A 22,545-nucleotide genomic window follows, 5' to 3' on the forward strand; every position below is an offset into this window, starting at 1 on the left:
TCGGCGCGAGCGCCTCAACGATGATAACACCCGAACGGAACGGCTATTCCGGCGCTTCAAACAGCGTTAACGCCGCGGATTAGGACTGTACCGCGAAGGAGGGCTGGTGTACCTCCAGACCTCAACCCCGCTCTATGGGACATCAAGAAAATGGCGCAGAATTCAGGTCTGATGCAGGGACTGATGCAAGGCAAGCGCGGGGTGATCCTCGGCGTTGCCAACAACCGTTCGATCGCCTGGGGCATCGCCAAGGCATGCCATGCGGCCGGCGCCGAGCTCGCCTTCACCTACCAGGGCGATGCGCTGAAGAAGCGCGTCGAGCCGCTCGCCGCCGAGATCGGCGGCCTCGTGCTCGGCCATTGCGACGTCACCGATGCCGCGACCATCGACGCGGCGTTCGCGGTGCTGCAGGAGAAGTGGGGCAAGATCGACTTCCTGGTGCACGCGATCGCCTATGGCGAGCAGCTCGACGGCCGTTACGTCGACACCACGCAGGAGAATTTCACCAAGTCGATGCTGATCTCCTGCTATTCGCTGACCGCGGTCACGCAGCGCGCGGAGAAGCTGATGACCGACGGCGGTTCGATCATCACGCTCAGTTATTACGGCGCCGAGAAGTGGATGCCGCATTACAACGTGATGGGCGTGGCAAAAGCTGCGCTGGAGGCCAGCGTGCGCTATCTCGCTGCCGATCTCGGCGAGAAGAACATCCGCGTCAACGCGATTTCGGCGGGGCCGATCAAGACGCTCGCCGCCTCCGGCATCGGCGATTTCCGCTATATCCTGAAGTGGAACGAGCACAACGCGCCGATGCGCCGCAACGTGTCCACCGAAGACGTCGGCGGCAGCGCGCTGTATTTCCTCTCCGACCTGTCGCGCGGCGTCACCGGCGAGGTGCATCACGTCGATTCCGGCTATCATGTGCTGGGCATGAAGCGCCCCGATGCGCCGGACATTTCGCTGGGTGGCAAGGACTAGAGCATGATCCGGAAAAGTGGGTACCGGTTTTCCGACAAGATCATGCTCAAGCAAGAAAACTAACTTCCTGAAATGCCCGTGCCCACGACCTACTTTCTTCGCCATGGCGAGACCGAGTGGAATGCGCTCGGACGGCTCCAGGGCACCAAGGACGTTCCGCTCAATGCGCGGGGCCGCGGGCAGGCGGTGCATGCCGCGGGCGTGCTGGCGGACCTCTTCAAGCGCGACGGGAAGGACAAGGCGGCGCTGCCTTACGTGTCGAGCCCGCTCGGCCGTGCGCGCATGACCATGGAACTTGTGCGCGGCAGCCTCGAACTACCGCCTGCCGACTATTCGCTCGACGATCGCCTGCGCGAGATCGGCTACGGCGTCTGGGAGGGGCTGACGCTGGCCGAAAGCGAGGCAGCCGATCCCGACGTCTATGCAAACCGCCTCGCCGACAAATGGACGGTGGCGCCAGCGGGGGGCGAGACCTATGCGGCCGTGCAGCTGCGCATGCTCGACTGGTACGAGTCGCTGCTGATTGACACGGTCGCAGTCGCCCACGGCGGTACCTGCCGGGCCCTGATGGTTGCGCTCGGCATCGAAACCCCGGCCAGCGCCGCCGAGCTCTATATCGAGCAGGGCGCCGTCTATGTCTTCCGCGACGGGCGACTGGAGAAGTATAGTTAAGTCCTGCGAGCATCATCCGGGGCGGTGCTGCGGTTTGACCCCCGGCCCCTCGCGCGTTACCACACGCCGGAACCAAGCGAGCAGCGCATGTCCTTCAACACCTTCGGCCACATGTTCCGCGTGACCACCTTTGGCGAGAGCCATGGGGTGGCGATCGGCTGCGTGGTCGACGGCTGTCCGCCGCTGATCCCGCTCACCGAGGCCGATATCCAGCAGGACCTCGACCGCCGCCGGCCCGGCCAGTCGCGCTTCACGACCCAGCGCCAGGAGCCGGACCAGGTCAAGATCCTGTCCGGCGTGATGGCGCATCCCGAAACCGGCGTTCAGGTGACGACCGGCACACCGATCGGGCTTTTGATCGAGAACACCGACCAGCGCTCCAAGGACTATTCCGAGATCAAGGACAAGTTTCGCCCGGGCCACGCCGACTTCACCTACGAGGCCAAATACGGCCTGCGCGATTATCGCGGCGGCGGGCGCTCATCCGCGCGCGAGACCGCCACGCGGGTTGCCGCCGGCGCGATCGCGCGAAAGGTGCTGCCAGACGTCAAAGTGCGCGGCGCGCTGGTGCAGATGGGCCCGCACAAGATCGATCGCGACAAATGGGACTGGGACGAGATCGCTAACAATCCGTTCTTCTGTCCCGACAAGGACAAGGCGGCGTTCTTCGAGAGCTATCTCGACGACATCCGCAAGAGCGGCTCCTCGATCGGCGCAGTGCTCGAGATCGTCGCCGAGGGTGTGCCGGCAGGATTGGGCGCGCCGATCTACGCCAAGCTCGATGCCGAGCTCGCCTCCGCGATGATGAGCATCAACGCGGTGAAGGGTGTCGAGATCGGCGCCGGCTTTGGCGCCGCCGAACTCACCGGCGAGGAGAACGCGGACGAGATGCGCACCGGCAACGACGGCACGCGCTTCTTATCCAACCATGCCGGCGGCGTTCTGGGCGGCATCTCCACGGGACAGCCGGTGGTGGTGCGCTTCGCCGTGAAGCCGACCTCGTCGATCCTCCAGCCGCGCCTGACTGTCGATCGCCACGGCGCCGACACCGAGATCATGACCAAGGGCCGCCACGACCCCTGCGTCGGCATCCGCGCCGTCCCGGTCGGCGAAGCCATGATGGCCTGCGTGCTGGCCGATCACTTCTTGCGCGATCGCGGCCAGGTGGGACGTTGATGTCGCGGTACTAGCCCACCGCGCAGCTTGACGATCCCACAACTTCGTCCGCAAATGCGGTCATGGAAACCTCCGAGCTCCAGCGCACCATCAATTGGCTGATCGACGGCGCCTGGTCGTCGAAGGCCCCGGCCGAGATGACTGCGGAAGCCTGCGAACGTATGGTCGCAGCGGGTCTGCCGTTATGGCGGTTCGGCATCTTCATCCGCACGCTGCATCCCGAAATTTTCGGCCGCAACTTCATCTGGCGGGAGGGGCAGGAGGTCGAGATCGGCACGGCCGATTTCGAGATCCTGGAGACGCCGGAATTCGCCAGAAGTCCTCTGCGGGTCGTATTCGAACAGGGACTGGAGGTGCGGGGCCGCATGGACGACCCCGACAGCAAGCGCTTTCCGTTCCTCGACGACATGCGCGCCGAAGGCGTGACCGACTACGTCGCGACGCCAATGCGGTTTCTCGACGGCTCGGTCCACGCGACGAGCTGGACCACGCGCCATCCAGGCGGCTTTAGCGATGAACACATCGCGGCGATTCACGCCATCATCAAACCGCTCGCGCGCGTCAGCGAGATCATCAGCCTGCGCCGCACCGCCGAGATGCTGCTCGACACCTATGTCGGCAATCGCGCCGGCGCGCGCATCCTCGGCGGCCAGATCCGCCGCGGCCACAACGACACCATGCAGGCCGCGATCTGGCTGTCAGATTTGCGCGGCTTCACCGCGCTGTCGGACCGGCTGCCGGCCGAGACGGTGGTCGAGATCCTCAACCAATACTTCGACTGCCAGGTGACCGCGATCCGGGGCCACGGCGGCGAGGTGCTGAAATTCATGGGCGACGGCCTGCTCGCGGTGTTCCCGATCGACGAATATGTCGGCGACGCGGCTCATGTCTGTTCGCGCGTGCTGGAGGCCGCTCGCGAATCGCGCGCCAGCGTCGAAGCGCTCGCGTTTCCGGTCGGCGACGCCATCGAGCGCTTCCGCTTTGGCGTCGCGCTGCATGTCGGCAACATCCTCTACGGCAATATCGGGGGCGGCAACCGGCTCGACTTCACTTGCATCGGCCCCGCGGTCAATCTGGCGGCACGGCTGGAGAAGATCGCGGGCCGGTCGGGACGGACCGTCGTGGCGTCGGAAGGCTTTGCCAATGTCTGCCGCCACGACTGGCGAGAGCTTGGTGAATTTCCTATCGCGGGATTTTCCAAGGCGCAGCGCGTGTATGGACTGGACGAAGAGACGCCCGTCGTGATGGCCTGAGGCCGGTCGCGATGGCGGAACAGCCAGGCTATTGTTGGCCCGAAGCAACGAGTCCCTTCATGACCGTCGAATTCCGCCAGATCCAGATCGCCGACACGGACGCCTTTCGGGCCGCCGTCGATGTCGTTGCCCGCGAGCGCAGGTACGTCGCATTTGTCGAGGCTCCCCCGATCGAACAGGTCCGCGCATTCGTTCAGCGCAACGTCGAGCGCGGCTACCCGCAGATCGTCGCCGTCATGGACGGCGCTGTGGTTGGATGGTGCAACGTGCCGCCTGCCAGCCGCGCCGTCTCGGCTCATGTCGGCGATCTCTTCATGGGAGTTCTGCCGGAAGTCAGAGGCAGAGGATTTGGCGAAAGGCTGCTGCGGGATGCTGTACAAGCCTCGGACGCGTTCGGATTCCGGCGCATCGAGCTCGGCGTGTTCGCAACCAACATTGCCGCGGCAGCGCTCTATCGGAAGATTGGATTTGTTGAGGAGGGTACCAGGCGGATGGCTATCCTGATCGACGGAACTTATCATGACGAAATCATCATGGCGCGCCTCAAGAGCCAGCCTGACGCGCCCTATTCCTCCGGCTCCGTCGTGAACAGCAGCGGATAGCCCTTGGCGCGGCCTGCATCCGTTGCACGCGTCGCCTTGGTTTCGGCGACGTCCCTGGTAAACACGGCGACCACGCAGGCGCCCAGCTTGTGCGCGGTGATCATCACCTTGTAGGCCTGATCCTCCGTCATCCGGAATTCCGCCTTGAGTATCATGGTCACGAACTCACGCGGGGTGTAGTCGTCGTTGATCAGGATGACCTTGTGCAGCTTCGGCCGCTCGACCTTGGTCTTCGTCCGGGTCTTCGGCTTGGTAACAATGTCGTTCATTCCGCCTCCTGAAACGGCGGGCGTCTCTCGGTTCCAGCCGCGGCGTCAGCCCGCGGCCTTCTCACCATATTGCAGGACCTGCACCTTCTCCAAGGTGATCAGCCCGCTCGACATCATGCCATCCAGGATGGGCAGGAATGCGTTGATGTTATCCTCGCTGTCGACGATTTCGATCAGCAGCGGCAGATCCTCCGACAGCCGCAGGATTTTCGAGGTGTGCAGCCGGCTCGACTTGCCGAAGCCCATGGGGCCGCGCAGCACCGTGGCGCCGGCGAGGTGCTGCTCGCGCGCCTTCATCACGATCGCCTCATAAAGCGGCTTGCCGTCGCAATGGTCGCTCTCGCCGATGAAGATCCGGAGCAAAACTGCCTGATTGGGAATTTGCATGGTCAACTCCTTTTCAAACGGTTGTAGCGGCTCGCCATCATATGGCCGAGCCACACCGACGCCAGCCAGCAAAGGACGGACGCCGCGACATAGGCGAACGCAGTGTACTTCATGCCGCCATGGACCAGGCGGAAGGTCTCAAGGCTGAAGGCCGAGAAGGTGGTGTAGCCGCCGCAGAACCCGGTCATGACGAACTGCCGGTGTTCGGGCCGCGCCAGCATGCGCCCGTCCGGACCGGTCAGCGTCGCATAGAAGCCGATGATCAGGGATCCCGTGGCATTGATGAAGAGTGTCGCAAACGGAAAGCCGGGCCCTGTGTCGAGAGCGAAGGAGACCAGATAGCGCGTCAGCCCGCCGACGATGCTGCCGGCGGATACCCAGGCATAGAGCATCGCGCTGCGCCAACGTTCGGTGGAGGAGGGAACATTCACGTCTGACTAGCCTCCAAGCGTGTCTGCAAGGAGGAAACCGCAGCTGACGGCGAAAAGGCAGAGCCCGACCGAAGCCACGATATTGCCGAGCGCAGCTCGCTGCTCGCCGTTACGCGCCAAGGTCAGCGTTTGCAGGCTGAACGAGGACACGGTGGTGTAGCAGCCGAGAAAGCCTGTCACCGCGAACAGCCACGGATTGGGCGTTGCGAAGACCGAGGCGGGGTGCGTCGCCAGTGCGCCGAAGATGCCGATCAGGAAGGCGCCGGTGACGTTGATGGTCATGGTACCCCAGGGAAAGGTCTCGCCCAGCCGCCGCGCAATCGCGCCGGAGACGAAATATCGCGCGCAGCCGCCCAGCATGCTGCCGATCACGATCGCGATCACTCCGCTCAGCACGACGAATGGTCCCCCCTCATCCCTTGCGCTCCACGCTCAGTCCATTGCCGATCACGAGCAGCCCAGCAAGCGCGACCAATGCGAAGCCAAGCCCGGCGAAGAAGGTGCCGACCGGACCGAAGGCGTCCCACAGCGCGCCGGCGATGACGCTCGCGGCCAGCAATGCAATGCCGGTGAGCAGATTGAAATAGCCGAACGCAGTGCCGCGTAGATTGGGCGGCGCGGTGTCGGCGACGAGCGCCGAGAGCAGCCCTTGCGTCAATCCCATGTGCAGCCCCCACAGCACGACGCCGAGCGCCAGGCCCGCAAGGCTCGGCAGCAGCGCGAGCGCGAGATCGGCTCCCGCAAGAAAGACGAGGCCGAGCGCGAGCAGGCCGGTCCGGTTGATCCGGTCCGACAGCACGCCAGCCGGATAGGCCGACAGCGCGTACGCGATGTTCATCAGCACCAGCACGGCGGGTATCCACATCGCGTTGAGGCCGATGTTCTGTGCCCGCAGGATCAAAAAGGCTTCGCTGAAGCGAGCAAGCGTGAAGACGATTCCAACCGCGACGACGCGCCAGTACACCATTCCGAGTTGCCGCATCGCGGCGAGGTTAAGCGGATTTTTCGCGGGCTCCCGGCTTGCGTCAGGCTCGGGCTCGTTGACCGCAAACGCGATCAGGCCGAAGGACAAAAATGCCGGCAGCACGGCCACCCAGAACACCGCGGTAAAATTATCCGCGGTCCACCACATCAGGCCGATTGCCGCGAGCGGGCCGAGAAAGGCTCCGATCGTGTCGAGCGATTGCCGCAGGCCGAAGCTCGCGCCGCGCAGGCCCGCTGGCGCGATATCGGCGATCAGCGCATCGCGCGGCGCGCCGCGAATGCCCTTGCCGACGCGGTCGATGAAGCGCGCCGCGACCAGCCATCCGACGCTGGGCGCGAGCGGGAACAGCGGCTTGGTAAGAGCGGCGAGGCCGTAGCCGAGCGCGGCAAGCAGCTTGCGCCGGCCGAGCCAGTCCGACAGCGCGCCGGAGAAGATTTTTGTGATCGACGCGGTCGCCTCCGCGATGCCCTCGATGAAGCCGACGGTCAGCGTGGAGGCGCCGAGCACGGTGACGAGATAGACCGGCAGCAGCGCGTGGATCATCTCCGAGGAGATGTCCATCAGCATCGAGACGAAGCCGAGCACCCAGATCCCTCTGGGCAGTCCGGCGCGCGCGGCATTCGGTGTGGTCGTCGTCACGTCCTGGCCTTCGTCCTCAGGCAAAAAGTCATCACGCAACAAAAAACCCGCCATCGGCGGGTTTGTCCATGCTCCCGCCAAAGGCAGAGGCTCAAAAATCGCCTCGCCTCGAGCAGAAGTCATCAGCCAATTGCGATCATCGACCGCAGTGCAGTTGTCGGGGGACTCCATCCCCATCTGTGCGGTCAGCCTAGCATGGAAATCGGGCCGGACAATAGGGTGGGAGGATGCTGCTCATGTCATGCACGGCTTTAACCCGCGCATCCGGTGTGTTCCACCGTCATCGCGATGGCGAAACGGCGGCATCTTCGCGCAAGCGTACGACTCCGAACTCGTAAATTCCTAACTCGAATGTGAAGCACAAGCGATCTTCGCACTTTGCGGCAAGGCGATTGCATGTCACCATCGCGTCATACGACGGGAGACTGCGATGCGCTTGCTGTTCTCGATCGGGGCTGTGCTGGTGGCCGGCGTATTTGCCGGAGGGGACGTCGCGGGCATCGCGGCACCTGGACCTAAATCTGAGCGGCCCAAATTCGAAGCGCCTAAAAGCCAACCGCAGCAGCAAGCGGCCGACAAGGAGGCGCAGACGGTCGATGTCGAGCTGATCCTCGCGGTCGACGTCTCCTACTCCATGGACATGGACGAACTCGCGATCCAGCGCGAAGGCTACGCGCAGGCGATCCAGTCGAAGGAATTCCTGCAGGCGTTGAAGATGGGGCCCAACGGCCGGATCGCGGTGACCTATTTCGAGTGGGCCGCCTCGACCGACCAGAAGATCATCATTCCCTGGCGGCTGATCGACGGACCGGAGACCGCGGACGCCGTCGCCGCCGAAATCATGAAGACGCCGATCCGCCGCGCCTCGCGCACCTCGATCTCCGGCGCGATCACCTTCGCGATGCCGCTGTTCGACGAGGATCCCTATCGCGGGATCCGCCGCGTGATCGACATTTCCGGGGACGGCCCCAACAACAATGGCAGCCCGGTCACGGTGGCGCGCGACGCCGCGATCGAGAAGGGCATCGTCATCAACGGCCTGCCGATCATGGTCAAGGAGCCGTCCTACTCGACCATGGATATCGACAATCTCGACTATTACTATGAGGACTGCGTCATCGGCGGCCCCGGCTCCTTCGTCATCACGATCAAGGACCGCGACAAGTTCAAGGAAGCGATCCGCACGAAGCTTCTGATGGAGGTCGCAGGCCTCAGGCCGGAGCGTCCCGTGATGCGCGTCGCGGACAAGGAGCCGCGCGTCAGTTGCTTGATCGGCGAGAAGATCTGGTCGGACCGCTGGGGGCGGTGAGACGCTACCCCCGAGGCGGTTGAATTTAACCGTTCGTTAATCGGTGAGTGGCCCTAATCCAGTTGTTTCCGTCAATAACCTGCTGACCGGCGCGCGGACGAAGTTGGGTTTGTCAGACGGGTCCGCCGAGCAATCCAATGGCCATCGTCACGCAGAGCACCAGCCAGATTTCTCCTGCCAACGAGCGGGTCTATCACCAGAGCAACCTGCTCGGTGAATGGAAGGGCAATTGGGCGGGCAACAATCAGGCCGTCGGCTTCAAGGTCGTGAACATTCGCGGCACCCGGGCGCAGGTGGAATACACCCATAACGGGCACACCGAGCGTGGTTTTGGCAAGGTCGACGGTGCAACCATCAGCTTCGGTTCGGTCACGATCGGGACCAAGAACGGCAAGAATGCGGCACTGGTGTTCTCCGCCGGCGGCGGTCAGGCGAGCGCATCGCTGGAAAAACAGGCGCCGCCGGCCTCCGAGAGCCGCCTCATCGGAAGCTGGGGCGGCTATTCGGCCGATAACAACAAGAGCGCGAGTTTCCGGGTCGTCTCCATCACTGGCAACGAGGCGCTGGTCACGACCACGATCGACGGCATCACCCGGCAGGGCACCGGCATCGTCTACAAGAACGTGGTCATGTTCGGACAAACGCAGATCTCGACGGACGACGGAAAAAACGGCAAGGTCATCTTCCAGGTCGGCACCAAATCTTTCCAGGTACCGGTGACGAAATTACCGCCGTCCGATACGTCGTCTTCGGTGGACAGGACGGCGTAGCCGCTCAGCGCTGTTTCTCGCTGGACTGCGTCAGCGCCTTCAATTGCCGGTCGATCTGACGCAAGACGTCGCAGGCGTGCGCGAAAGAACCACCGCCGATTAGCCGCCAGACCTTCTTTGCCTGTTCGGCCAGATGCGGAATCGTCAGTGGCAGCCGCGCCGCTTCCAAGAGGGCGCCCTCTTCGTTGATGAGATAGCGTTCGTTGAGAGCGAACACGACCTGCGCGGCGCAGGCGAGCGACCGGTAGGCGCATCCGGCGATATGGGTCTGTTCGTCGCGCGCGATGGCAAGCTCGGCATTCTCGATGCCGAACAGGATTTCCCACTGGAAGCGCCGGATCAACGCCTCGCGCAGTGGCCTCGGATAAGGCAGAGCGATCGATTTCAGCCGGGCGATCAGCGCTTGCGGATCGTGCAGTGGCCGGCAATGAGCGACCTCTCCCATCCAGATCGCAGAACAGAAGCCGTGTGGATGGCCAGGCTGGTAATCGATGCTGACGATGCCGGCCCGGCAGGCTTCCATCGCGGCTTCGACCGCATCGGCGTCGCGATAGAGCAGATCGACCTTCTGTCCGCCGACCGACAGCCAGGCCCCTCCGACGATCCAGGGTCCCCATTCCCCGATCTTCGCCACGGTCGCGGCGGCGGGATCGTCGGCGATTTCCTTTACGGTGGCGAGCAACCGTGCGGTATCCAGCGGAACCGCCGCCCTGAAATAGAGGCCGAGATCGTGGTCCGACGCGGCGTGCCCGCTTCCCCGCGCACGCGAGCCGCCGAGCACGATGGCCGCGACACCCGGCAGTTCGGCGAGTGCGGACGTCAGGCGCGTGAGCAGCGGATCGTGCGGCATGGACGCCAGCTTACGTCGGCGCGCGACCCGTGGAAGGAGGTCAGCGCCGGGCGCGGCTGCGGGATCGGCATGGCCGTGTGGCAGCTTGCGCGGAAGACATCGAAGAACTTTGCCGCGGCCGATCGCGGCCGGAATCAGCTTACCTTCGGGATGGCAACGGATGCCTCGAGCTGACTTCGTCGGCCGGGCGTGACCGGCTCGAAGTCAGGAGAGTGACGAATGCCGACCGCAAGGCTAGCCGAAGAGTCCGATCTCTCCGCGCTGCTCGAGCTGTTTCGTGCATCGGAGGTCAGCGCCGCCGCCGCACCGCTGGAGCGAGCCGAGGACATCTGGCGGCAGACAATGTCCCGTGACGATCTCGCCGTGTTCGTCTCGGCGGAAGCGGACAAGATCGTCGCGACATCCATGCTGATCACTGCGCCGAATCTGTTGCGCGCCGGCCGGTGCCACGGCTTTCTCGAGAATGTCGTGACCCACCCCGACTATCAGGGACGCGGCCACGGTCGGGCCGTCGTCGCAGCGGCGCTGGCAGAAGCCTGGCGCAAGGATTGCCATCACGTCCTGATGCAGAGCGGCCGCAAGGACCCCCGCGTGCGTCGTTTCTACGAGGACTGCGGCTTCGTGCCTGGCCTGCGGGTCGGCTACGTCGCGCACAGGCCCGCGCGCCCGGCGTGAGGAGTTCAGGCCTTGGCCTTCGGATCAGATTGAAGGGCGCTGCCACGGGCTAGTCGCGCGTCCCTCGCTGGCATTTGCGATCTGCGGAGGGTATAATTCACGAACTTTTTCGACGGTAGCCTGAATGTCCAACCTCGCAGTTCCACGTGGTCTCGCAACTCTCTTCGCGGTGCTTTGCCTGGGCGGAGCACCGCTTCAGGCGCAAGTTGCGCCCCTGAGATATTGGATACCGGGCGGGCCTTTTGGCCTCAGTGGCAGTGCAGGCCAGAGTTCCGATGCTTACGGTAACTTTCCAGGCTTCAATGCCGGCGATGCAGCCGAACGCAGCGATGTTCCGAGCGGCTTCTTCGTCGGAGGCGAGCGCGGTCGCCTTGGCTTGAGCGGCATTAGCACATCTGGAAATTTCGGCGCGCTCTCTTATGACAGCACGCAGTTCGGCTACAACACCAAGACGGCGGGCGGCATGCCCGTCACGTTCTTTGCCGGTTTCGACACGCTGAAATATGGCAACGGCCTTGGCAGCTCGCTTGCGCCGCTCACGTCCAGCGCCACGCCTGGCTATGGTGGGTTTGCGGGTGTCGAATTCAAGCCGACCTCCAACCTCAGCCTGTCGTTCGGGGTCGGCTACACCCAGCAGCAGTCTGGGCGCATCGACAGCGACATCAACTCCTCCATGCTGCCCGGCGAGTCGCCGGCGTTGGGCGGCTTGCGTCGTTAGCAGACTACCGCCTGAACTTCGCCACCGATTCGAAATGCGGCGTGTGCTGGAACTGGTCGACCGGCACCCCCGTTTCGATCGCGATCACGACCGGCACCTTGCCGGCGGCGAGTTTCAGCGCCCGTGCCTGCGCGCGCTGGCGCGGGGAGCACGACTCGGGAAAATGTCGCTTAGGCGGCGCGACCCCTGAAAACCAGAGCTACTGTCATCACGCCGCTGGCAAGAAGCAGCCAATCCTGCGGCACGCGCAGAAGAATTGCTGCGCTGCCGCCGATCAGCGACCAGATCACGGGGATTATCAGCAGGGCGGCAGGAAGGGTCCCGCGCGTGAGCAGCAGCATGCCGAATGTGAAGATCGTGACCGGGCACGGCGTCACCCCGAACAAGGGCAGTTCGGCCCAGGAATGTCCCGTGACCAGGCCGATCAGCGGATACGGCAGCGCAGAATAGAACACGAAGAATAGTCCGATCCAGCCAGCCAAATGCCCGCGAAAGCGGAACACGACGCGATGCTGCACGAGTCCTGCATGGATCAGCGCGGCCGCCTGAAGCACAAAGAGCGCGCCAAACAGAATGGCCGCCTTGTTGATCGTTGCGAAGAATACCAGGTGATAAGCCACGCCGGTCCAAGCCCACATGACGGCAAGGATCGCTGCGATGACACGATCTGACCAGCGGCTGGGCGCAACGAGCAGGATCACCGCCGTGCCGCCAAGCAGATAGGCGAGGACCTGTGCCGGCCAGATCGCTTCGTTGTAGCTGGCGAAAATTGCGAGGAATTGGTCTTCGGTGAATGGCAACATGGGCTACCCGGGCTTCCGGTGCGTCAGAGCCGGCATAATCGCAAACAGGAGCAGGAGCGTCGCATAGATCGCGCCTTCGGCGGTCAGGAAGCGAGCGATCTGTTCGCGGAGGCTGATTCCGCGAAGTGCCACGCCGACCAAGACGTCCGCGATCTGCTGCATGGCAAGCGCGGCCGCTCCGACCCCAAGCAGGGCGCGTGTCCGGGGCTCGAGCCGCACCGCACGCGGCGCCATGCGTGCAGCGACGAGGATGGCGGCCAGCAGAAACGGTGTCTCGCACAGCACGGCTCCGAGGGAGCCGATGCGCGGCTCCAGCCAGAACACGCGGATCGGCCCCAGCAGAAATCCCGTGCCGAAGACGATCAGGAAATAGAGGCCGGCAGCCGCCAGGATTCGCAGCATCATCCGCGCATCACCAGTTCCGGGGCGCGCCGCAGCGATTTCGGCAGATCCGGCCCGGTTCCGAAGCGCATGACGACATCGGGACGCCGATCGCCGAGGCCGAGCGAGGTTGCGAATTGCGGCCTCAATGCCGCTACTTCGACCGGCTGGTTGACGAAGGAATATTTGAGCCCGAGCGCGGTCGCCTGCAGGCCGAACCGCTGGCAGGCGCGGCCGACCGCAATCCAGTGCGCCTTGTCGCTGTGATCGGCGGCAAGCACGACGACGCCCGCGGAGCTGTCGAGCTCGTCGCGGTATTTCTTGTTCTCCCCGCGCTCGGTGAAGACGAACCTCAGCAGCGGCCGCGCGATCCATGCCGGCAGGGACGGGCTTCCCGACGCGCGCGAGAACAGCCCGTCCATGGCCGCGACCGCGTCCGCCTCGTTGAAGCGCATCCAGCTCACGAGCTCACTCATGAAGGCCTTGTCGCGCATTTGGGCGGAATTGCCTTCGAGCACGTAATCGGCGACCTTCGAGATCGCGACACGTTCGGTCATCAGGATCGCTGAGACGTTCGGCTCGCGACAGGCATTCTCGAGCTGGTGCAACGCGTCGGGCCCGATCGCCCTGCCGTCGAAGGTTGCACGGGTGCATTGCCTGAGGGGAATCGCGTTGGCCAGCGCCGATGCGGCAGGCGGGGTCTCTTCGAGCACGATCACGATCCGGTCGCCGTCAACTATCGGGTTTGCGCGCCAGCCCAGCGTTGATGCCGCGAGCACGAGATTCTCGGCGGCGCAGCCGAGACTGACGAAGAGGTGGTGATCGTCCGGATCGACCGCCGGACAGCGGCGCGTGAAGTCGGGCGCAATCACGATTTCATTGCCGCGGGCGGAGAAGGTCCAGGGCTGGGTGTTGTGGCTGTTGGCGGCGAGTGTCGCAAAGCGCACGAGCTCTCGGTCCCTCGGCGTCGCGCGCAGTGGTGCCCGCGACGCTTGCACCGCCTCCTCATAGCTCGACGTCGCCGCTGCTGCGGGCCGGCCGGCGGTCGCCACCACGGAAAGCCCGAGCGCAGTCGCCAGGAGTTGTCGCCGGTCAATCGTCATCATCCGCTCCGCAGAACTTCCGCACGACGCTTCTAGCGCCGCCGCAGACCCTGACGGTTGATCGGCATCAAGCTCCGGAGTGCCGGCCTACCGCGTAAACCGCGCCACCAGCTCGACATGCGGCGTGTGCCGGAACTGGTCGACCGGCACCACGGTCTCGATCCTGTAACCGCCATCGATCAGCAGCCGTGCATCGCGGGCAAATGTCGCGACATTGCAGGAGACCGCGATTATGACAGGCACCTTGGCTGAGGCGAGCTTCAGCGCCTGCGCCTGCGCGCCCTGGCGCGGCGGGTCGATCACGACGGCATCGAACTCGCGCAGCTCCTGCGGCACCAGCGGGCGGCGGAACAGATCGCGCGGCTCGGCCTTGATCGGCTTCAGGCCGGGCGTGCGCGCCGCTTTTGCCAGTGCGGCGATGGCGCCGGCGTCGTTGTCATAGGCCGCGACGCGGGCTTTCTCGGCAAGCCGAAGCGCGAACGGGCCGACGCCGCAGAAGAGGTCGAGAACCTCCTTGGACTTGCCGATGCGTTCCACAACGAGCGCGGCCAGCGTCTCTTCGCCTGCGACGGTTGCTTGCAGGAACGAGCCCGGCGGCAGCGTCACCTCGGCACGGCCCATCTGCAGGGTCGGCGGCAGGCGTTGCAGCACCAGTTCGCCGTGGCGCGTCAGCCGCGCCAGACGGTGCTGCTCGGCGACGCGCGACAGCGCCGTGACCATCGCCGTCGGCAGCGGGCCGGAGCCGCGCACGTCGACGTCGAGGCCGTTGGCGGTGGCGGTAACCTGGATGTCGAGCGGCTTTGTCACCGGCATCCTCGACGTCAGCGGCTCCGAGAGCGCCCAGGCGGCATCGAGCGCCCCCTCAAGTGCGGGATCGAGGATGGGGCAGCGATGGATCGGGATGACGTCATGCGAGCTTGCGGCGGAAAAGCCTACCTTGAGGATGTCATGCGTGCCGAACCGGCCATGCAGTGTGATGCGTCTGCGCCCCGCACCATGGGCATCGACCAGCGGCGCCACCTCGCAGTCGATGCCGGCCTGCGCCAGCGTCTCGACCACGATGTTGCGCTTCCAGGCCTGGTACGCCTCGGCCGCCCAGTGCTGGATCGCGCAGCCGCCGCAGACGCCGAAATGCGGACAGAACGGTTCGATGCGCTCCAGGCTTGCGACATCGACCGCAAGCAGCTTGCGGCGGTCGGGATGGTTGCCCGCGACATGGTCGACCTCGACGGTCTCGCCGCCGAGCGCATAAGGCACATAGATGGCTTCGCTTGCATCGAGCGAGACGCCATCGCCGCGATGGCCGACATGATCGATCTTCACGCGCTCAACCACGGCGCGCGCCCAGGAAGAATTCGATGTTGCCGTCGCCGCCCGCAATCGAGGAGGGGAACACCTCGATATCGGTGCAGCCGAGCGATGCGGCAAAGGCCGCGATATCGTCGCAGATCTCCTGATGCACGGCGGCGTCGCGGATGATGCCCTTTTTGTTGTGCTTTCGGTCCGCCTCGAATTGCGGCTTGATCAGCGCCAGCAGGCTCATGGGCGCCGCGGCAAGCGAGAGCGCCACGGGCAGCACCGTCTTCAGCGAGATGAAGCTGACATCGATGACGACGACGTCGGGCCGCGCCGGCAGCCGCTTGCCTTCATAGCTGCGGATATCCGTCTCCTCCATCGAGATGATTTTTGGATGCCCGCGCAGCGAGGGATGCAATTGCGCGGTGCCGACATCGACTGCGAAGACGAGGCTCGCGCCGTTGGCGAGCAGCACTTCGGTGAAGCCACCGGTGGAGGCCCCGACGTCGAGGCAGACATGGTCCTCGATCTCGATCGGGTAGCGCTCCAGCGCGCCGGCAAGCTTGACACCGCCGCGGGAGACATAGGGATGCGCCGGCTCGGCCTGGATCACTGCATCTTCTGCGACCGTCTCCGACGGTTTGGAAACCGGCTTGTCGTTCGCGGTGACGAGCCCGGCCTCGATCGCCGCGCGCGCCCGCGCCCGGCTTTCGAACAGGCCGCGCTCGACCAGCAGAACATCCGCGCGCTTGCGGGGAGGGGACATCACGCTCTCCGGAGACGACTGAAGGGACTATGTAGTGATCGCTCGCGCGGCCGCCATCCGGACGCAAGTCTCGAACGCGGCAAGATCATGCCAGACGTCGATGGGCATCGCCGCCGGCGTCACCAGCGGGCAGCCATGCAGCTCCAGCGCATGGATCATCATGAGATTGTCGGCGAGGCCAAAGTCCTCGACGGTCAGCCCCTGCGCATCGACCAGCCGCCCGTTCTCGGAGGTCACATCGACGAAGCGCCGGACGCGGTCGGCATAGACGGCGCAATCGTTGGAATAGGCCAGACAAAACTTGCCGCGGCCGGCCATGTAGCCGAGCTCATAGACGGTGCCGGGATCGGCCCCGGCGCCGCGGAACGAGGTGAGGTTGGCGATGATGGCATCGGCCTGATCCATCATCGCCTCGTTGCCGGCAAAGATCTGCCGCGAGACATCGGGGGCGGCGAGGTCGATGGCGTTGTCGAGGGGGTAGAGGCCGACGAGCCCGAAGCGAGCGCAGATCGCCGCCTTTTGGCGACCGATCTCGACCGCATCCGGCAGGAACACGTCAGGGCCTGCCAGATAGATTTTCATTGGACCACCGGTCGAGGAGGCGTGAAGTTGCTGCGGCATCGGAAGTGCAAAACCTCTCCCATTGGGAGAGGTCGCGCCGAAGGCGCGGGTGAGGGGTTGCGCTCTCGCGTGGGACCTCTACCCGGATTGCTTCGCAATCCGACCTCTCCCTATGGGAGAGGTGCGGGCAGCGTCTTGCCGATAATCAGGCCAGCTTGACCGTCTCGGCCTTGACGTCCTTGCCGAGCGCCTCGAACACCTTGGCGACGATGCCCTTGGCATCGAGACCGGCGCGGGCGTACATCGCGGCCGGGGTGTCGTGGTCCTGGAACACGTCGGGCAGCACCATGGAGCGGAACCGCACCAGGCCGCTGTCGAGCACGCCCTGGTCGGTTAGGAACTGCGCGACATGCGAGCCGAAACCGCCGACCGCGCCTTCCTCGATCGTGATCAGGATCTCGTGGTCGCGGGCGAGCTTGAGCACCAGCTCGGTGTCGAGCGGCTTCATGAAGCGCGCATCGGCGATCGTGGTGGAGAGGCCGTGGGCTGCGAGCTCGTCGGCCGCCTTCTCGCATTCGGCCAGACGCGTGCCGAAGGAGAGCAGGGCGATCTTGCTGCCCTCGCGGACCACGCGGCCCTTGCCGATTTCGAGGGGAACGCCGACGTCCGGCATCTCGACGCCGCGGCCTTCGCCGCGCGGATAGCGCAGCGCGCTCGGGCGGTCGTTGATCGCAACCTGGGTCGCGACCATGTGAACGAGCTCGGCTTCGTCGCTTGCAGCCATGATCACCATGTTCGGCAGGCAACCGAGATAGGCGTTGTCGAACGAGCCGGCATGCGTCGCGCCGTCGGCGCCGACGAGGCCGGCGCGGTCGATGGCGAAGCGCACCGGCAGATTCTGGATCGCGACGTCATGCACGATCTGGTCGTAGCCGCGCTGCAGGAAGGTCGAGTAGATCGCGCAGAACGGCTTGTAGCCTTCGCTGGCAAGACCCGCGGCAAAGGTCACCGCGTGCTGCTCGGCAATGCCGACGTCGAAAGTGCGATCCGGAAATGCCTTGTTGAAGATGTCGACGCCGGTACCGGACGGCATCGCCGCGGTGATCGCGACGATCTTGTCGTCCTTCTCGGCTTCCTTGACGAGGCTCTGGCCGAACACGTTCTGATACGCCGGCGCGTTCGGCTTGGCCTTGGCCTGGGTGCCGGTCGCGACGTCGAACTTGACGACCGCATGATATTTGTCGGCGGAGGCTTCTGCCGGACCGTAGCCCTTGCCCTTCTGCGTCACGACGTGGACCAGGATCGGGCCGGCCTCCATGTCGCGGACGTTCTTCAGAACGGGCAGCAGATGGTCGAGATTGTGGCCGTCGATCGGGCCGACGTAGTAGAAGCCGAGCTCCTCGAACAGCGTGCCGCCGTCCATCATGAACCCGCGGGAATATTCCTCGACGCGGTTGGCGCGGTTGGCGAGGATCTTGGGCAGCCGCTTGTTGATCTGCTTGGCCGCCTCGCGCAGCGTGCGATAGGTCTTGCCGGAGTAGAGTCGCGACAGATAGGCGCTCATGGCGCCGACCGGCGGCGCAATCGACATGTCGTTGTCGTTGAGGATGACGATCAGGCGCGAGTTCATTGCACCCGCATTGTTCATGGCCTCATAAGCCATGCCGGCCGACATCGCGCCGTCACCGATGACTGCGATGACGTTGTTTTTGCCGCCGGAGAGGTCGCGGGCCACGGCCATGCCGAGGCCGGCGGAGATCGAGGTCGAGGAATGCGCGGCGCCGAACGGATCGTAATCGCTCTCGCTGCGCTTGGTGAAACCGGACAGGCCGCCGCCGGTGCGCAGCGTGCGGATGCGGTCGCGCCGGCCGGTGAGGATCTTGTGCGGATAGGCCTGGTGGCCGACGTCCCAGATCAGCCGGTCGCGCGGGGTGTCGAAGACGTAATGGATCGCGGTGGTGAGCTCGACAACGCCGAGGCCCGCCCCGAAGTGACCGCCGGTCACCGAGACGGCATCGATCGTCTCCTGTCGCAGCTCGTCGGCGACCTGGCGAACCTGCTCGACCTTGAGCTTGCGCAGGTCGTCTGGCGTTCGGATGGTGTCGAGAAGCGGCGTTTTACTGTATGCGTTCACGGCGATTTCCAATTTGTCAGCGCCGGAAGGTCATTCCGGTGCGCGATGGGTTTGCACAATATCGGCGCAGCGCGAGTCCTTAAACCGTCGGAGCCACCTGCATGGGGCAGAGCCCCTTCTTCAAGCTTAGGTGAGCTTAAGTGCTCTCCGGTTCAGTCTCTGTGATCCCTGTCACTTAGATCGGCTTCGTCCATCCCAGCCAATTTCATTAGCGATTTGAGGCGCTTGTCGTCGGTAATCAATGCCCACGCAAGGCTTACAAAAAGCCACACTCCGAGCAGCTTTACACCAAACCTTGGGCCAAAGCCAACCCGCGGGACCGACTACGGCTATGCAGGTGGAACCCGCAGGCCGGTTTGGCTAACCCTGGCGCGGGACGGGAGGTTCCAATCTTGCCCGGTTCCTTGGCAGGGTTTTAGGCGAGCGCGAGGGCCGTTTGGGGTGGATTCAACGAGCTGGGAGGCTCTTGGGACACGAATCGCGACCAAGCAGATTGTGCGTCGCGGATCTCCCGCGAGCGGAACCCCACATGATGATCAAAAACTGCAGGCGGTCACCGCCCGAGTGGGCGGGCCTTACTGCACGTCGAGCGGCGCGGTGCCGGTGGCCTGGCCGCTGGCATCGGTAGTAATCTTGTCGACCCGCGCCTCGGCTTGGCGCAATAGCTCCTCGCAGCGGCGCTTCAGGGCCTCGCCACGCTCGTAGATCGTCACGGATTCCTCAAGCGGCACCTTGCCGTCCTCGAGCCGCTTCACGATCGTCTCGAGCTCCTCGATGGCACGTTCGAAGGTGAGCCTGGAGACGTCGACTTGAGTGTTTTCGGCCATATCCGTTTCCGATTGCCCGATTCGCTTCCCGTGCAGAAAGAGCAGGGTTTTGCGGGCGTAATGTGGCGGGTATTTTCAGGCGCCCATCAGGGCGCCGACATGCGCGGTAACAGATTCTTTCAATCCTTGCAGATCATAGCCGCCCTCGAGCACCGAAACAATTCGGCCCTCTGCGCTCTTGTCGGCGAGGTCCATCAGCTTGCGCGTGACCCAGGTGTAATCCTCGGCACGCAAATTCAGCGAGGCCAGTGGATCGCGGTAATGCGCATCGAAGCCCGCAGAGATGATGAGAAGCTCGGGACTGAACTTCGTCAGTTGCGGCAGGATCAGGTTCTCGAATGCGATGCGGAATTCAGGGCCTCCGTCTTCGGAGGCGAGTGGCGCGTTGACGATGGTATCGTGGTCGCCGCGCTCGTCCCGCGCGCCCGTGCCCGGAAACAGCGGCATCTGGTGGGTCGAGCAGTACATCACGGTCGGATCCGACCAGAAGATGTCCTGCGTGCCGTTGCCGTGATGCACGTCGAAATCGACGATGGCCACGCGCTTGATGCCATATTTGCGTTGCGCATGGCGCGCCGCGATCGCGACGTTGTCGAAGAAGCAGAAGCCCATCGGCTTGCCGATCTCGGCGTGATGTCCGGGCGGGCGCACCGCGACGAAGGCGTTGCGATGCTCGCCGGCCATCACCGCTTCGGTCGCGGCGACCGCGCCGCCGACGCCGCGCATCACCGCCTCCCAGGTGCCCGGGGACATCGAGGTGTCGCCGTCGACATAGACTTGGCCGCTGGTCGGCGCGATGTGGCGCAGTTCGGTGACGTAATGCTCGTTGTGGCAGAGCGTGACGAGGTCGAGATCGCCCTCCGGCGCATGGTCGCGCACCAGGAACTGGAAGCGCTCATGCGACAGCGCCTCCTCCACCGCGCGCAGGCGGTCCGGCCTTTCAGGGTGTCCCGGCGGCGTGACGTGGTCGAGACAGGCCTTGTGGGAGAGGAGAAGCGTGCTCATCAGGTCGGGCTCATCAGGTCGGGCTCACTGGAACGGGCTCTTGAGGTCGCTTGGCGCAGCCGGCGCCAAAACGCAATGCAAGACCCAATCTATGCGCTTGGCGCTAAATGGCAAATGGTGGTCCCGTTCCGGCCCGTTTGCGCCATATCAATTCACGCGAAGAATGCGGGTGGGCGGCAGCGGGCCGATCGGTCCGTGCGCTCTGAAGAAGGCAAACAGCGCGTCCGCGTCATAGCCGCCATATTGCTGCGAGGTGCCCTGTTTGGCGACCGTAAAGCCGTCGCCACCGACGGCGAGATAATCGTTGAGGGTGACGCGGTAACCGGTGGACTGCTCGATCGGCCTGCCGTTGAGCGTCATCGTCTCGGCCGCGACGCGCTCGCCGAACGGTTTTGACGCATCCCAGGTGTAGCTGAAGCCGTTCGACACCTGGAGGATCCGTGGCCGCTTCGGATCGAGCCATTGCTGCTCCAGCATATCCTTGAGCTGGCTCCCTGTGAGCGTCATGGTGACGAGGCGGTTGCGGAACGGCTGGCTCGCGAAGACATCGCCGAAGGATATCGCGCCGTTCTCCTTCGGAACGATGTCGGTGCGGATGCCGCCTGGATTGGTGAGCGCGATGACAGCGCTGCCGTCCTTGGTGTCCTTCGTCGCCGCGAGCTGCGCGTCCGCAATGACGTCGCCGAGCGCGCTTTCGCCGGCCTCGTTCGGCACGCGCGACAGCGTCTGCGTCACCGATCCGGCCGGACGATTGGCGATCGGGGCGGCGAGCTTGTCATAGGCCTCGATCAGCGCGGTCTGCTCGGGTTTCTTCGGCAGCGAGGCGTTGGCGACGATGACGTTCTCGGCTCTGGTGCTGACGACATCGCGCGTTGCCGGATCGAGCTTGAGATCGATCGCGGTGACCAGCGTGCCGTATTTGTCGCCGCTCGTCACCAGTCTGCCATCGATCTCGCAGACATAGGCGCGGTGGGTGTGGCCGCTGACGACGACGTCGACGGCGCGGTCGAACTTTTTGACGATCTCGACGATTGGCCCGGAGATGCCGGGGCAGTCGTTGTAGTCGCCGGCCGGCTCGCCGCCTTCGTGGATCAGCACCACGATGGCTTCCACGCCGCGTGCCTTCAGTTGCGGCACGAGCGCATTCACCGTCTCGGCCTCGTCGCGGAATTCGAGACCGGCAATGCCGGCGGGCGAGACGATGCCGGCGGTGCCCTTCAAGGTCAGTCCGATGAAGGCGACGGGGATGCCGTCGAACTCCCTGATCTCGTAGGGCGGCAGCACGCTTCTGCCGGTCGCGGTCTCGACGGTGGAGGCCGCGAGATAGTGAAATTTCGCGCCCGTAAAGGGATGCGGCCCCTGGCAACGGTCGACCGGATGGCAGCCGCCGTTCTGCATCCGCAGCAGCTCGGCCTTGCCCTCGTCGAACTCGTGATTGCCGACCGAGCTGATCGCAAGCCCCATCATCGAGAGCGACTCGATCGAGGGCTCGTCGTGAAACATCGCGGACAAGAACGGGCTCGCCCCGATCAGATCGCCGGCGGCAACGAAGATCGTGTTCCGGCGTCCCTCGCGCAATTGACTGACCAATGTCGCCATGTACTCGGCCCCGCCGGCCGCCACCATCACCTTCCTGGCTTTGTCCTCGGGATCACCGATGCGAATGCCACCCGGCGGGGGCCGCAAATTGCCGTGAAAATCGTTGATCGCGAGAATGCGCAGCTCGACGGGAGCTGCCGTTTGAGCGGAAGCGGGCAGGGCAGCGGCGAGCGCGAAGGCGAAAATGGTCAGGCGGAGAAGATGTTGCATGGAGCGAGATTAGTCATTCCACGCGAAGATTTCACGAAGCTTGTTACCATACCCGTCATTCCGGGGCGCGCGTAGCGCGAGCCCGGAATCCATTGGACGACAATTTCGGGAGATCGATGGATTCCAGGTTCGCGACTTTGTCGCGC

Annotated in this window: 25 protein-coding genes, 1 pseudogene and 1 riboswitch; of the genes and pseudogenes, 9 read left to right on the plus strand and 17 right to left on the minus strand. The window is 64.5% G+C overall.

Features of this window, described 5'->3' with window-relative positions:
• The first annotated feature begins 150 nt into the window (after positions 1-150).
• The 5 genes from fabI to GWG65_RS16725 all read left to right on the plus strand — a co-directional run bounded on the left by fabI (position 151) and on the right by GWG65_RS16725 (position 4,681).
• Positions 151-978 carry an enoyl-ACP reductase FabI gene (gene fabI / locus GWG65_RS16705; protein WP_275196657.1) on the plus strand — a complete coding sequence of 276 codons (828 nt, stop codon included), beginning with the start codon at positions 151-153 and terminating at the stop codon, positions 976-978.
• A 72-nt stretch (positions 979-1,050) separates the two neighbouring features.
• A complete protein-coding gene (locus tag GWG65_RS16710; RefSeq protein ID WP_275196658.1) occupies positions 1,051-1,650 on the plus strand; it encodes a histidine phosphatase family protein in 600 nt (199 codons plus the stop codon).
• 87 nt (positions 1,651-1,737) lie between these two features.
• The gene (gene aroC / locus GWG65_RS16715) at positions 1,738-2,826 is read left to right on the plus strand and encodes a chorismate synthase (protein WP_275196659.1); all 1,089 of its coding nucleotides are present in this window, start codon (positions 1,738-1,740) and stop codon (positions 2,824-2,826) included.
• 62 nt (positions 2,827-2,888) lie between these two features.
• The gene (locus tag GWG65_RS16720; RefSeq protein ID WP_275196660.1) at positions 2,889-4,079 is read left to right on the plus strand and encodes an adenylate/guanylate cyclase domain-containing protein; all 1,191 of its coding nucleotides are present in this window, start codon (positions 2,889-2,891) and stop codon (positions 4,077-4,079) included.
• Between the two features lie 59 nt (positions 4,080-4,138).
• On the plus strand, positions 4,139-4,681 hold the full coding sequence (locus GWG65_RS16725; protein ID WP_275196661.1) for a GNAT family N-acetyltransferase: 543 nt from the start codon (positions 4,139-4,141) through the stop codon (positions 4,679-4,681).
• Here GWG65_RS16725 and clpS read toward each other — a convergent pair.
• Genes clpS through GWG65_RS16750 form a run of 5 tightly spaced genes read right to left on the minus strand, consistent with a single transcriptional unit; the run spans position 4,645 to position 7,392 of the window.
• Positions 4,645-4,950, minus strand: a complete 306-nt coding sequence (gene clpS / locus GWG65_RS16730) for an ATP-dependent Clp protease adapter ClpS (protein ID WP_275196662.1) — start codon at positions 4,948-4,950, stop codon at positions 4,645-4,647. The genes GWG65_RS16725 and clpS overlap by 37 nt on opposite strands.
• A 45-nt stretch (positions 4,951-4,995) precedes the next feature.
• The gene (locus GWG65_RS16735) at positions 4,996-5,337 is read right to left on the minus strand and encodes a DUF190 domain-containing protein (RefSeq protein WP_148741643.1); all 342 of its coding nucleotides are present in this window, start codon (positions 5,335-5,337) and stop codon (positions 4,996-4,998) included.
• Between the two features lie 2 nt (positions 5,338-5,339).
• Positions 5,340-5,768 carry a CrcB family protein gene (locus GWG65_RS16740; RefSeq protein ID WP_275196663.1) on the minus strand — a complete coding sequence of 143 codons (429 nt, stop codon included), beginning with the start codon at positions 5,766-5,768 and terminating at the stop codon, positions 5,340-5,342.
• 6 nt (positions 5,769-5,774) lie between these two features.
• Positions 5,775-6,164: a fluoride efflux transporter CrcB gene (gene crcB, locus GWG65_RS16745; RefSeq protein WP_275196664.1), complete on the minus strand. Its 390-nt coding sequence runs from the start codon at positions 6,162-6,164 to the stop codon at positions 5,775-5,777.
• Positions 6,165-6,180: 16 nt separating this feature from the next.
• The gene (locus tag GWG65_RS16750) at positions 6,181-7,392 is read right to left on the minus strand and encodes an MFS transporter (protein ID WP_275196665.1); all 1,212 of its coding nucleotides are present in this window, start codon (positions 7,390-7,392) and stop codon (positions 6,181-6,183) included.
• 106 nt (positions 7,393-7,498) lie between these two features.
• A riboswitch (Fluoride riboswitch) is annotated at positions 7,499-7,576 on the minus strand.
• 246 nt (positions 7,577-7,822) lie between these two features.
• Here GWG65_RS16750 and GWG65_RS16755 point away from each other — a divergent pair.
• Together GWG65_RS16755 and GWG65_RS16760 are read left to right on the plus strand one after the other, a co-directional pair.
• Positions 7,823-8,701: a DUF1194 domain-containing protein gene (locus GWG65_RS16755; RefSeq protein ID WP_275196666.1), complete on the plus strand. Its 879-nt coding sequence runs from the start codon at positions 7,823-7,825 to the stop codon at positions 8,699-8,701.
• A gap of 137 nt (positions 8,702-8,838) precedes the next feature.
• Positions 8,839-9,471, plus strand: coding sequence for a hypothetical protein (locus tag GWG65_RS16760; protein WP_275196667.1), 633 nt, complete (start codon positions 8,839-8,841; stop codon positions 9,469-9,471).
• 4 nt (positions 9,472-9,475) lie between these two features.
• Here GWG65_RS16760 and GWG65_RS16765 read toward each other — a convergent pair whose 3' ends face one another.
• Positions 9,476-10,321 carry a nucleotidyltransferase domain-containing protein gene (locus GWG65_RS16765; RefSeq protein ID WP_275196668.1) on the minus strand — a complete coding sequence of 282 codons (846 nt, stop codon included), beginning with the start codon at positions 10,319-10,321 and terminating at the stop codon, positions 9,476-9,478.
• A 219-nt stretch (positions 10,322-10,540) separates the two neighbouring features.
• On the opposite strand from GWG65_RS16765, the gene GWG65_RS16770 reads away from it, so the two are divergent.
• Positions 10,541-10,996, plus strand: a complete 456-nt coding sequence (locus tag GWG65_RS16770) for a GNAT family N-acetyltransferase (RefSeq protein WP_275196669.1) — start codon at positions 10,541-10,543, stop codon at positions 10,994-10,996.
• 124 nt (positions 10,997-11,120) lie between these two features.
• Complete coding sequence (locus GWG65_RS16775) at positions 11,121-11,714, plus strand: hypothetical protein (RefSeq protein WP_275196670.1); 594 nt, start codon at positions 11,121-11,123, stop codon at positions 11,712-11,714.
• Positions 11,715-11,718: 4 nt separating this feature from the next.
• On the opposite strand, the pseudogene GWG65_RS16780 reads toward GWG65_RS16775, so the two are convergent.
• From GWG65_RS16780 to GWG65_RS16830, 11 genes and pseudogenes are all read right to left on the minus strand, one after another.
• Positions 11,719-11,859 (minus strand): annotated as a pseudogene (locus GWG65_RS16780) (RNA methyltransferase); the annotation flags it as partial.
• A gap of 25 nt (positions 11,860-11,884) precedes the next feature.
• Positions 11,885-12,517 (minus strand): DUF6064 family protein, encoded by a 633-nt coding sequence (locus tag GWG65_RS16785; protein ID WP_275196671.1) that lies wholly within the window; start codon positions 12,515-12,517, stop codon positions 11,885-11,887.
• A gap of 3 nt (positions 12,518-12,520) precedes the next feature.
• Positions 12,521-12,922, minus strand: coding sequence for a hypothetical protein (locus tag GWG65_RS16790; RefSeq protein ID WP_275196672.1), 402 nt, complete (start codon positions 12,920-12,922; stop codon positions 12,521-12,523).
• Positions 12,919-14,001: a Tat pathway signal protein gene (locus GWG65_RS16795; protein WP_275196673.1), complete on the minus strand. Its 1,083-nt coding sequence runs from the start codon at positions 13,999-14,001 to the stop codon at positions 12,919-12,921. The genes GWG65_RS16790 and GWG65_RS16795 overlap by 4 nt, the downstream gene beginning before the upstream one ends.
• A gap of 87 nt (positions 14,002-14,088) precedes the next feature.
• Positions 14,089-15,336 carry a methyltransferase gene (locus tag GWG65_RS16800; protein ID WP_275196674.1) on the minus strand — a complete coding sequence of 416 codons (1,248 nt, stop codon included), beginning with the start codon at positions 15,334-15,336 and terminating at the stop codon, positions 14,089-14,091.
• Positions 15,329-16,063, minus strand: a complete 735-nt coding sequence (locus GWG65_RS16805) for a TlyA family RNA methyltransferase (RefSeq protein ID WP_275196675.1) — start codon at positions 16,061-16,063, stop codon at positions 15,329-15,331. Before GWG65_RS16805 ends, GWG65_RS16800 begins: the two co-directional genes overlap by 8 nt.
• Positions 16,064-16,090: 27 nt before the next feature.
• Positions 16,091-16,645, minus strand: coding sequence for a nucleoside 2-deoxyribosyltransferase (locus tag GWG65_RS16810; RefSeq protein WP_275196676.1), 555 nt, complete (start codon positions 16,643-16,645; stop codon positions 16,091-16,093).
• Positions 16,646-16,829: 184 nt separating this feature from the next.
• Positions 16,830-18,758: a 1-deoxy-D-xylulose-5-phosphate synthase gene (dxs, locus tag GWG65_RS16815; RefSeq protein ID WP_275196677.1), complete on the minus strand. Its 1,929-nt coding sequence runs from the start codon at positions 18,756-18,758 to the stop codon at positions 16,830-16,832.
• 575 nt (positions 18,759-19,333) lie between these two features.
• Complete coding sequence (locus GWG65_RS16820) at positions 19,334-19,585, minus strand: exodeoxyribonuclease VII small subunit (RefSeq protein WP_008132970.1); 252 nt, start codon at positions 19,583-19,585, stop codon at positions 19,334-19,336.
• 75 nt (positions 19,586-19,660) lie between these two features.
• Positions 19,661-20,590, minus strand: coding sequence for a histone deacetylase family protein (locus GWG65_RS16825; RefSeq protein ID WP_275196678.1), 930 nt, complete (start codon positions 20,588-20,590; stop codon positions 19,661-19,663).
• Between the two features lie 147 nt (positions 20,591-20,737).
• Entirely contained in the window at positions 20,738-22,399 is a 1,662-nt protein-coding gene (locus GWG65_RS16830; protein WP_275196679.1) for a bifunctional metallophosphatase/5'-nucleotidase, read from the minus strand.
• Positions 22,400-22,545 lie beyond the last annotated feature (146 nt).

Source organism: Bradyrhizobium sp. CSA207, from assembly GCF_029051685.1.
Classification (GTDB): domain Bacteria; phylum Pseudomonadota; class Alphaproteobacteria; order Rhizobiales; family Xanthobacteraceae; genus Bradyrhizobium.

Coding starts and splice junctions, on each gene's coding strand:
- GWG65_RS16795 (WP_275196673.1), bottom strand. CDS start 14,001: ATGACGATTGACCGGCGACAACTCCTGGCGACTGCGCTCGGGCTTTCC.
- GWG65_RS16720 (WP_275196660.1), top strand. CDS start 2,889: ATGGAAACCTCCGAGCTCCAGCGCACCATCAATTGGCTGATCGACGGC.
- GWG65_RS16810 (WP_275196676.1), bottom strand. CDS start 16,645: ATGAAAATCTATCTGGCAGGCCCTGACGTGTTCCTGCCGGATGCGGTC.
- GWG65_RS16770 (WP_275196669.1), top strand. CDS start 10,541: ATGCCGACCGCAAGGCTAGCCGAAGAGTCCGATCTCTCCGCGCTGCTC.
- aroC (WP_275196659.1), top strand. CDS start 1,738: ATGTCCTTCAACACCTTCGGCCACATGTTCCGCGTGACCACCTTTGGC.
- GWG65_RS16825 (WP_275196678.1), bottom strand. CDS start 20,590: ATGAGCACGCTTCTCCTCTCCCACAAGGCCTGTCTCGACCACGTCACG.
- fabI (WP_275196657.1), top strand. CDS start 151: ATGGCGCAGAATTCAGGTCTGATGCAGGGACTGATGCAAGGCAAGCGC.
- GWG65_RS16755 (WP_275196666.1), top strand. CDS start 7,823: ATGCGCTTGCTGTTCTCGATCGGGGCTGTGCTGGTGGCCGGCGTATTT.
- GWG65_RS16775 (WP_275196670.1), top strand. CDS start 11,121: ATGTCCAACCTCGCAGTTCCACGTGGTCTCGCAACTCTCTTCGCGGTG.
- GWG65_RS16830 (WP_275196679.1), bottom strand. CDS start 22,399: ATGCAACATCTTCTCCGCCTGACCATTTTCGCCTTCGCGCTCGCCGCT.
- GWG65_RS16710 (WP_275196658.1), top strand. CDS start 1,051: ATGCCCGTGCCCACGACCTACTTTCTTCGCCATGGCGAGACCGAGTGG.
- GWG65_RS16790 (WP_275196672.1), bottom strand. CDS start 12,922: ATGATGCTGCGAATCCTGGCGGCTGCCGGCCTCTATTTCCTGATCGTC.
- GWG65_RS16735 (WP_148741643.1), bottom strand. CDS start 5,337: ATGCAAATTCCCAATCAGGCAGTTTTGCTCCGGATCTTCATCGGCGAG.
- GWG65_RS16765 (WP_275196668.1), bottom strand. CDS start 10,321: ATGCCGCACGATCCGCTGCTCACGCGCCTGACGTCCGCACTCGCCGAA.
- GWG65_RS16760 (WP_275196667.1), top strand. CDS start 8,839: ATGGCCATCGTCACGCAGAGCACCAGCCAGATTTCTCCTGCCAACGAG.
- GWG65_RS16820 (WP_008132970.1), bottom strand. CDS start 19,585: ATGGCCGAAAACACTCAAGTCGACGTCTCCAGGCTCACCTTCGAACGT.
- GWG65_RS16725 (WP_275196661.1), top strand. CDS start 4,139: ATGACCGTCGAATTCCGCCAGATCCAGATCGCCGACACGGACGCCTTT.
- clpS (WP_275196662.1), bottom strand. CDS start 4,950: ATGAACGACATTGTTACCAAGCCGAAGACCCGGACGAAGACCAAGGTC.
- GWG65_RS16805 (WP_275196675.1), bottom strand. CDS start 16,063: ATGTCCCCTCCCCGCAAGCGCGCGGATGTTCTGCTGGTCGAGCGCGGC.
- GWG65_RS16785 (WP_275196671.1), bottom strand. CDS start 12,517: ATGTTGCCATTCACCGAAGACCAATTCCTCGCAATTTTCGCCAGCTAC.